This is a genomic window from Candidatus Protofrankia californiensis, assembly GCF_900634765.1.
GTDB classification, from domain to species: Bacteria; Actinomycetota; Actinomycetes; order Frankiales; family Frankiaceae; genus Protofrankia; species Protofrankia californiensis.
Window position 1 is genome coordinate 1 of the sequence record NZ_CAAAFT010000412.1, and the last position, 8,958, is coordinate 8,958.

At 69.0% G+C, this 8,958-nt stretch carries 6 protein-coding genes and 1 pseudogene; all 7 read right to left on the reverse strand.

The annotated features are described in order from the left end of the window. A pseudogene (locus DD1DGNOD_RS21145) lies at positions 1-498 on the reverse strand (30S ribosomal protein S12 methylthiotransferase RimO); the annotation flags it as partial. A 9-nt stretch (positions 499-507) separates the two neighbouring features. After that, positions 508-1,350, reverse strand: coding sequence for a helix-turn-helix domain-containing protein (locus DD1DGNOD_RS21150; protein ID WP_131770901.1), 843 nt, complete (start codon positions 1,348-1,350; stop codon positions 508-510). A 95-nt stretch (positions 1,351-1,445) separates the two neighbouring features. Further along, complete coding sequence (locus DD1DGNOD_RS21155) at positions 1,446-3,863, reverse strand: FtsK/SpoIIIE family DNA translocase (RefSeq protein WP_241255894.1); 2,418 nt, start codon at positions 3,861-3,863, stop codon at positions 1,446-1,448. Positions 3,864-4,230: 367 nt separating this feature from the next. Further along, positions 4,231-5,916, reverse strand: a complete 1,686-nt coding sequence (locus tag DD1DGNOD_RS21160; protein WP_131768265.1) for a ribonuclease J — start codon at positions 5,914-5,916, stop codon at positions 4,231-4,233. Beyond that, a complete protein-coding gene (gene dapA / locus DD1DGNOD_RS21165; RefSeq protein ID WP_131768266.1) occupies positions 5,913-6,839 on the reverse strand; it encodes a 4-hydroxy-tetrahydrodipicolinate synthase in 927 nt (308 codons plus the stop codon). Before dapA ends, DD1DGNOD_RS21160 begins: the two co-directional genes overlap by 4 nt. Before the next feature lie 168 nt (positions 6,840-7,007). Beyond that, positions 7,008-7,196 carry a hypothetical protein gene (locus DD1DGNOD_RS21170; protein ID WP_131768267.1) on the reverse strand — a complete coding sequence of 63 codons (189 nt, stop codon included), beginning with the start codon at positions 7,194-7,196 and terminating at the stop codon, positions 7,008-7,010. Between the two features lie 66 nt (positions 7,197-7,262). Next, entirely contained in the window at positions 7,263-8,840 is a 1,578-nt protein-coding gene (locus DD1DGNOD_RS21175) for a hypothetical protein (RefSeq protein WP_430827848.1), read from the reverse strand. Positions 8,841-8,958 lie beyond the last annotated feature (118 nt).

Below are 8,958 nucleotides of genomic sequence, written 5' to 3' on the forward strand. Positions count from 1 at the left end.
GGATGCGGGCCCGGCCCGCCCCACCCGCCCCGCTTGGCGGTCGACCGGCGTGATCGGCAGCAGGGTCCGCCGGTCACGCGGAGCGTGCGCCGAGGGCGTCTCGCCGCGCAGCACCGCGTCCAGATGGCTGCCGAGAGCCGGGTAGGCGTCGAAGCCGAGAACGGCATCGGCCTCCGGCAGACTGTCGGCGAGTTCCCGGCCGTACCGCTCGGCCAGGCAGCCCACCGCGACCACCGCTTTCGGGCCGCCGGCAGCACCGCCGGCACCTGTGGCGGCATCGCGCAGGTCGGCGGCGGCGAGCAGCGTGTCGATCGAGTCCTTCTTAGCGACGTCGACGAAGCCGCACGTGTTGACCACCACGGCGTCGGCAGCAGCTGGATCGTCGACCACGGTCCAGCCGTCCGCCCCCAGGCGCGCCGCAAGCTCCTCGGAGTCCACGTCGTTGCGGGAACATCCCAACGTGATCAGTGCAACACGGCGAACGGGGCGATCGGGCACGACGTCAGGCTACCGGGACGCCGGGTTACCAACGGCACAGTCCCCTGACGCACCCAAACCCACACGTACGGTGACAACCTGACCGGGATTGCCCCCCAGGCCCAGGTCCCGCCCGTTGCAGAAGACCTCCACCGACCCGGCGTTACCAATTTTGATCTCTACGGAGCGGGCCGCCTTCACCAACCGACTGTCGCCGGGTTGCAGGAGCTGCTGCAGCAGGACCCGTTGCGTCTCGTCCCGCATCTCCAGCCAGCTCGGTTCGTCCCGCACCGCCACCTCGACGTTCACCCCGCTCGGTGCGGTCGTCACGGACTGCGCGGGCGAGGCGGACGCCCCGGGTGCGGCCCCGGCACCAGGCGACACCGGCGAGCCCGTGGCCGCCGCCCGGGCATCGGCCGGGCCGCGCAGCGCGCTGTCGGAGCCGTTCGGGACGAGGACGGCGAGAGCGGCCAGCACACAGATCGCGACCAGTGCGACGATCACCGCGGGCATCCAGGGGAATCCCCGACGGGCTCCCGCCCCGTTCGGGATCAACGGGTCAAACGGCCGCGAAGGGAGCGCCTGCGGCTCGCTCGTCCGGCCGTGGGCCCGGTCGAATTCGGCGATCAGCGGTACGGGATCGACCCCCAACGTACCGGCAATGCTGCGGATGTGACCACGCGCATACACCGAACCGCCGCAACCGGTGAAATCGTCGATCTCCATCTGCTCGATCAGAGTGGCGCGGACGCGGGTCCGCTCACTGACGTCCGCGACCGACAGACCCTGCCTGGTGCGAGCGGCCGAAAGCACCGCACCCACACCCTCAGGGGACGGGCTGCCGGCGGACACCGTCGGGTCAGCGGACTGCATGGCCAACCTCCGCCCGGTCGGATCGGCAGTACTGACGAGTCTACGGTGGTTGGCCAGTAGCCGAAAGCACACCCTGATGATCGCCGTCGCCACTGCTAAGCATTACGCAGAGTTACCAAAAGACCTTCAAGCTCATCCGGTATAACCAACACGTCCCGCGCCTTCGACCCCTCGCTCGGACCGACGATGCCGCGGCTTTCCATGAGGTCCATCAGGCGGCCGGCCTTGGCGAACCCCACCCGAAGTTTGCGCTGGAGCATCGACGTCGACCCGAACTGGGTCGACACCACCAGCTCGACCGCCTGCACGAACAGCTGGAGGTCGTCCCCGATGTCCTCGTCGATCTCCTTCTTGGGCTCGGCCGCGCTGTCGAACACGTCCACGCGGAACGCCGGGGCCGCCTGCTCCTTGGTGTGGGCGACGATCGCCGCTATCTCCTCCTCGGAGACGAACGCGCCCTGGATGCGGGCCGGCTTGCCCGCGCCCATCGGCAGGAACAGCGCGTCACCGAGACCGACCAGCTTCTCCGCCCCGCCCTGATCCAGGATGACCCGGCTGTCCGCCAGCGAGGACGTCGCGAACGCCAGCCGGGACGGCACATTCGCCTTGATCAACCCGGTCACCACGTCCACCGACGGCCGCTGCGTGGCCAACACCAGGTGGATACCGACCGCCCGGGCCATCGCCGTGATCCGGCAGATCGCGTCCTCGACGTCGCGCGGCGCCACCATCATCAGGTCGGCCAGCTCGTCCACGATCGTCAGGATGTACGGATACGGCGTATACACCCGCTCCGACCCCGGCGGCGCCACGATCTCCCCCGCCCGGACCTTGCGGTTGAAGTCGTCGACGTGGCGGACCCCGCAGGAGGCCAGATCCTCGTACCGGTTCTCCATCTCCTTGACCACCCACGCCAGCGCGTCCGCGGCCTTCTTCGGACTCGTGATGATCGGCGTGATCAGATGCGGGATCCCCTGGTAGCTGGTCAGTTCCACCCGCTTGGGGTCCACCAGCACCAGCCGCACCTGATCGGGCGTGGCCCGCGCCAGCACACTCGTGATCAGCGTGTTGATGCAGGTCGACTTACCCGCCCCGGTCGCCCCCGCGATGAGGATATGCGGCATCTTCGCCAGGTTCGCGACCACATAGCCGCCCTCGATGTCCTTGCCGAGGCCGACCAGCAGCGGATGCGGGTTGCCCGTTGACTCCTCACTGCGCAGCACGTCACCGAGGGAGACCAGCTCCCGGTCGGTGTTCGGGATCTCGATACCCACCGCGCTCTTGCCCGGGATCGGGCTGATGATCCGCACGTCCGGGCTCTTTACCGCGTATGCGATGTTCTTGGTGAGCTGGATGATCCGCTCGACCTTCACGGCCGAACCCAGCTCGACCTCGTAGCGGGTCACCGTCGGGCCCCGGGTGAAACCGGTCACCTTGGCGTCCACCCGGAACTGGGTGAAGACGTCCGTCAGCGAGGCGATCACCACGTCTGTCGCCGCCGACCGCACCTTCGGGGGCGTGCCCTGCTGCAACAGGGTCGGTGACGGCAGGACGTAGTCACTGTCCGCCATCCCGCTCAGGTCGGGAGCGACGAAGTGCTCCACCTCGGACGGATCGGGAAGACGCGTCTGCACCGGCCCACGCCCGCGCACCTTCGGTGCTCGCCGTTCGCCAGCCCGGGCGGGCGCGGGACCGTCCGCCGGCGGCCCCTCATCCCCGGCCGCGCCGGCCGCGGGCACGCCGTCCGCGGCCCCATCGGACGCCTCGCCACCGAGCGCGTCGATGTCGAACACGTCCGGGTCCGGCACCGACCGGGAGCGCCGGCCCCGGCCGGCCCGAGCATCGCCGACCTGGGTATCCCCGGCGGGGCCGATCCCGAGCAGATCCTCCACCAGTGACCCGGGGGCCTGGGGCTGGGCCTGCGCCAGGCTGTCAGAGGCCGGCTCGCCCACCTCGTCCCTGCGCTCGTAGCCGACCATGAGCCTGTCCCGCAGCTCACGCAACTGCTCGGGGATCGCGCGGATCGGGGTCTTGGTGATCACGAGTATGCCGAACACGCTCACCAGGATCAGCAGGGGTACCGCCAGGTACGGGGTGACGGCGCTGGAAAGCGGCGAACTCACGAGAAACCCGGCCAGTCCGCCTGCCCGCCCGATGGCGCCGGTACCGGCGCCGAAATCGGGAACCCCGTGCGCGACGTGCACCAACCCCAGGACACCCGCCGCGAACGCGGTCCAACCGATCAGCACCCGGCCACGGCTGTCCGGATCGCTCGGACTGCGGATCAGTCGCCACGTCGCGCCGAGACCGAACAGTGGGAGCACCGCGGCTCCCGCACCGACCAGGAAGTGCAATGTGCCGGCAATGACGCGCCCCACGGGCCCAGCGGCGTGGAACCAGACCGCGGCTGTGGTGAGCGCGGTCGCGCCGAGCGCGGCAAGCCCTGCGCCGTCCCGCCGGTGGGTCTCGTCGATGCGCAGGTCACGGGCGCCCCGACCGATCCGGCGGACCATGCTGCCCAGCAGCGCAGCCGCGGCCCGCCAGAACCGGATCGTCAGCCGGATCGCGGCATGGGCGGCCAGCAGGGTGAAAGGCACACGAGGTTTGCTCGCACCGGCCTTCGCGGGGGTGGCCTTCGCCTGGGGCCTGCCCCCTGTCGACTTTCCCCCCGTCGACTTTCCCGCGGCCGGTGGACGCCGCGCGGGCGCCGCCCGGGAGGCGGACCTCCCAGCCTGGGCACGCGTCCGCGTGCCACTCGCCCGTGTGGCCACTCCAGGACGGTACCGGTCTCCTGCTGCGGCATCCGGCAACCCCGACCTTCCGGGCGCGTCGCCCACGCCGGACTGCGTTCTAAAACCGCCGCCAGCTCGGACCTCGAGCTCAGACCTCGACGACCACCGGAACGACCATCGGCCGGCGCCGATAGGTGTCGCTCACCCAGCGGCCGACCGTGCGGCGCACCAGCTGCTGCAGCGCACCGACGTCCACCATGCCCGACCGCATCGCCTCGGCCAGCGCCTCGGTCACCAGAGCGCGAACCGGCTCGAATGTCTCGCGGGCGTCGGAGAACCCCCGGGCCGACAGCTCGGGGCCACCCACGACCTTCCCGGACGCGGCGTCGACCACGACCATAATCGTGATGAAGCCCTCCTCGCCCAGGATGCGACGGTCCTTCAGGCTCGGCTCGCCGACGTCGCCGACGGCAAGCCCGTCGACGTAGACATAGCCGCACGGGACGACACCGGTGATGTTCGCCTGCCCGTCGACCAGGTCGACGACCATGCCGTCGTCGGCGAGCACGACCCTGTCCGCGGGCACGCCGGTTGCCTCGGCAAGTGCGCCATGCGCACGCAGATGCCGCCACTCACCATGCACGGGCATGACGTTGGACGGTCGGGTGGCGTTGAGGACGTACAGCAGCTCGCCGGCTGGCGCATGCCCCGAGGTGTGCACCTTGGCCACACCCTTGTGGACGACCTTCGCTCCCCATCGGGTCAACCCGTTGATCACCCGATGGACCGCGTTCTCGTTGCCCGGGATCAGGCTGGAGGCGAGCACGACCGTGTCGCCGGCCTCGATCTGGATCGCATGGTCCCGGTTCGCCATCCGGGACAGGGCCGACAGCGGCTCACCCTGGGATCCGGTCGAGACCAGACAGATGTTGCGGTCCGGCAGAGCGGCGACGTCACGCATGTCGATCATGATGCCAGGTGGGACCCGCAGCAGTCCGAGATCGCGGGCCACCCCCATGTTACGGACCATCGAGCGTCCCACGAAGCACACCGAGCGGCCGTGCGCCTCCGCAGCATCAATGATCTGCTGCACACGGTGCACATGGCTGGCGAAACACGCGACGATGATCCTCTTGCCCGCATCCCGGAACACACCGTCGAGGATCGGAGCGATCTCCCGCTCCGATGTCACGAAACCGGGCACCTCGGCATTGGTGGAGTCGGACAGAAGAAGATCGACCCCCTCACGGCCGAGCCGGGCGAAGCCACCCAGATCGGTGAGCCTGCCATCGAGGGGAAGCTGGTCCATCTTGAAGTCGCCGGTGTGCAGCACCAGACCGGCCGGCGTCCGGATCGCCACGGCCAGGGCGTCCGGAATGGAGTGGTTGACCGCGAAGAACTCGCAGCCGAACGGGCCGAAGTCGTGCGCCTCCTCCTCCCGGACCTCGACCGTGACCGGGCTGATGCGGTGCTCGGCGAGTTTGGCCACGGTCAGCGCGAGCGTCAGCCGGGAACCGACCAGCGGGATGTCGCCGCGTTCGCGCAGCAGGTAGGGAACGGCGCCGATGTGGTCCTCGTGGGCGTGGGTGAGCACGACCGCGTCAATGGCGTCCAGCCTGTCCCGGATCGCGGTGAAGTCGGGCAGGATGAGGTCGACACCGGGCTGGTCGGTCTCGGGGAACAGGACTCCGCAGTCGACGACGAGCAGCCGGCCGCCGAACTCGAACACGGTCATGTTGCGCCCGATTTCGCCGAGGCCCCCGAGCGCGACGATGCGCAGCCCGTCCGGCGGAAGCGGTGGCGGCGTTCCCAACCCGGGATGGGGATGACTCACGCGGAACCCACCGTCGCGGTCGCATCCGCGGACAGGTCGACCCCGGCCGCGGCCAGGTCGGCGCGCAGTTGCTCGCGCTCCTCCTCGGTCGCGTCCACCAGGGGTGGACGGACTCCTCCGGCAGGCAACCCGGCCATGTTGAGAGCAGCTTTTGTCATGATCACACCTTGGTTCCTGAACATGCCCTCGTACGCCGGAAGCAGACTCAGGTGTAGAGAACGGGCACGGACGGCGTCACCTGCATCGAAAGCATCGATCATCGAACGGATCCGGGTGGCGGCGACATGCCCGACGACGCTTACGACCCCGACGGCCCCCACTGCCAGGAGCGGGAGGTTGAGAATGTCCGTACCGGAGTAGTAGGCAAGTTCTGTTCGGGCAAGGACCCACGATGACGCACCAAGATCGTCCTTGGCGTCCTTGACGGCTACGATCCGTGGATGGTCAGCCAGGCGCACCAGCGTATCCGTTGCTACCGGGACACCGGTACGGCTAGGTATATCATAAATCATCATTGGTAGACCAGTGGCGTCCGCGACCGTACGGAAGTGCGACACAAGCCCGGTCTGCGGAGGCCTGCTGTAGTAAGGGCTGACCACCAGCAGTCCGTGCGCACCGGCCTTCTGTGCTGTTACGGCCAGTTCCACCGTGTGCCGGGTGTCGTTGGTCCCCACTCCGGCGATCACCCGCGCCCGGGCGCCGACAGCCTCCACCACCGCCCTCAGCAGCTCTTCTTTTTCCGCGTCCGAGGTGGTCGGTGATTCCCCTGTCGTCCCGTTGACAACCAGACCGTCGTTGCCGACATCCACCAGATGCTCCGCGAGTGCCGCGGCACCTTTAAGATCGAGTTCGCCACCCGTGGTGAACGGGGTGACCATTGCGGTGATCATGCGACCGAAGGGCGCTCGGGACAACACTGACATGCCGGTCACCTTAGTTCTCATGGTGCCTTGTCGGGCAATACCTGGCTGTTACGCCATACCTGGCTGTTACGCCATGGCCGACCAACGCCCAGCACGGCACGTGACGGCATCTCCGACGCACATGAGACGGCCAGAATGCCGACGACCAGGAAGCTTCGACGATAGACGCTACCCAGCGCGACCGGCATCCTGATGACGGCGCCCTGACGACGCGCTCGGCTTCGGGTCGCTGGATGATCGCAGCATGTTCCGGTCAAGTCGGGTCCACAGCTCGACCCGGCCGAGCCGGACGAGGCCCCGCAGACCACCGGGACGCCAGGAGTCGACGACCACACCCCGGCCGTAATTCTTCGGCATGGCGACCATCCTGTTCCTAGCCGTCCCGGTCCTCACGTGCAGGCGATCAGTCTACCCTGCCGACGGCTACAGCGACGTGTGCCAGCCGAACGCGGCCCGCACACCGGCCGTGACCGCCAAGGCCATCAGCAGCGCCAGCAGGAGAAGCTTCAAGGGTCCGAGCACCCACGCGGCGAGGCTGCTGCGCTCCCGGGTGAGCAGCAGGGTGGCCGCGAACGACGACGGCACGGCCACCACGGCCACCGCGTCGGTGTCGAGGTCGAAGGGCAGGGCGGACAGCCCCACCGTGACGATCATGAGAAGGAGGATCGCCACGCTCACCCGCGAGACGTCCCGGGACACGCTCAGTCCCACCAGCAGCCTTGCGCGCGCCGGACGGCGGGCGTCGGTGGTGTAGTAGGCGTACACCTCGCGATTGCGCTGGACGTCCTCGACGAACGTGCGGTCGACCGGCCGGTTGAACAGGTCGATCACGACGGGATCGCGGATCTCGATGCTCGTGTCGTCGGTTCCCACGCTGACGTGATAGGTGCCCGGACCGCCCGGATCGAGGTCCACCAGCGCGGTCGGGCTGACCAGGTGCCTCCAGCGCATCCGCGCACCGCCGCGCAGCGGGCTGCGCCGTGCCACCACGGTTCGCCGTTCCTCCTGCATCTTGATCAGAGCAGGCCGGTACGGATCGAGCGTCACCGCGGCGAGCGCCTCCCACCGCCGTCCGTACTCGGCGACCGTGGACAGCACCGGAACAGCCACGTCGCCGGCAGCGTCGAGAGCCTCGATCCAGGCGACGAAGTCACACAGGAACGCCTCGATCCCGGCCTCGTCGAGGTCATCGGGCACCGCGGGATCGCGGCGAAGCTCGCCGACGGCCAGCAGCAGGTTGTCGGAGCTGCTCAGCGGGTCGAACGGCTCGGCGAGAGCCCGCCGCAGGACGATCTGGGCTTCTGCGACGATCCGGGCCCACGACCGCACCGTCGCCTCTGACAGCGCCAGCTCCGCTTCCCTGTCGAGATACTCGCGGATGGCCGGCACGCCGAGAGGACCACCGCGGCGCGGGAGAAGCCCCGGATGGTTGCCGCTCAGGCGGCCGGGACGGAAACGGGAGACGGCGTCCACGACGAATCTGGACGCCGCCGACGGCGGATGGCCGATGTCCGCCGCCAGCCGGGCAACGAGGTTACCCTGGGTCGCGATGCTTGCGGTGTACGGCATCAGGTGGGCATCGGATCCGCCTGGTCCGAGCAGGTTGAACGCGACCAGCGCCCGCTTGGGCATCGTCGAGATCGGCAACAGCAGCGACACCTCGTCGGGTAACCGACCGCCGGTGTTGACCAGCAGGTGACGCGACCGGGCGACGGCGGTCAGCAGTGGATCCAGCGGGCCCCAGTTGACCGACCGCTGGAGCAGACAGCGGTTTGCGCTCAGCAGGGTGAACTGGTCCACCACTCGGCGCCGCAGGCCCTCGTACTGCTCGGGCGGGGCCAGCAGCGTCGCGGTGATCTCGTCGATGTCGGTCAGGTCGAGGAAAGTTGCGGCCTGACCGGTGTCGGCACGGCTCCACCGCCGCCAACGCCCGGCGTTGCCCGGCCCGGCCGGCGGAGACGCAACCACGGCGAGTGACAATACCGGAACAGACCGGACCAAGACGAAAACACCGTTCCCTAACACCATTCCCTCGGTGCTCCTGACCTCAGCGGCCGGCGGCAAGACATGCGCGGACGCCCCGGACGATCTCCAGGTCCTCGCGGGCCTCGACAACGAG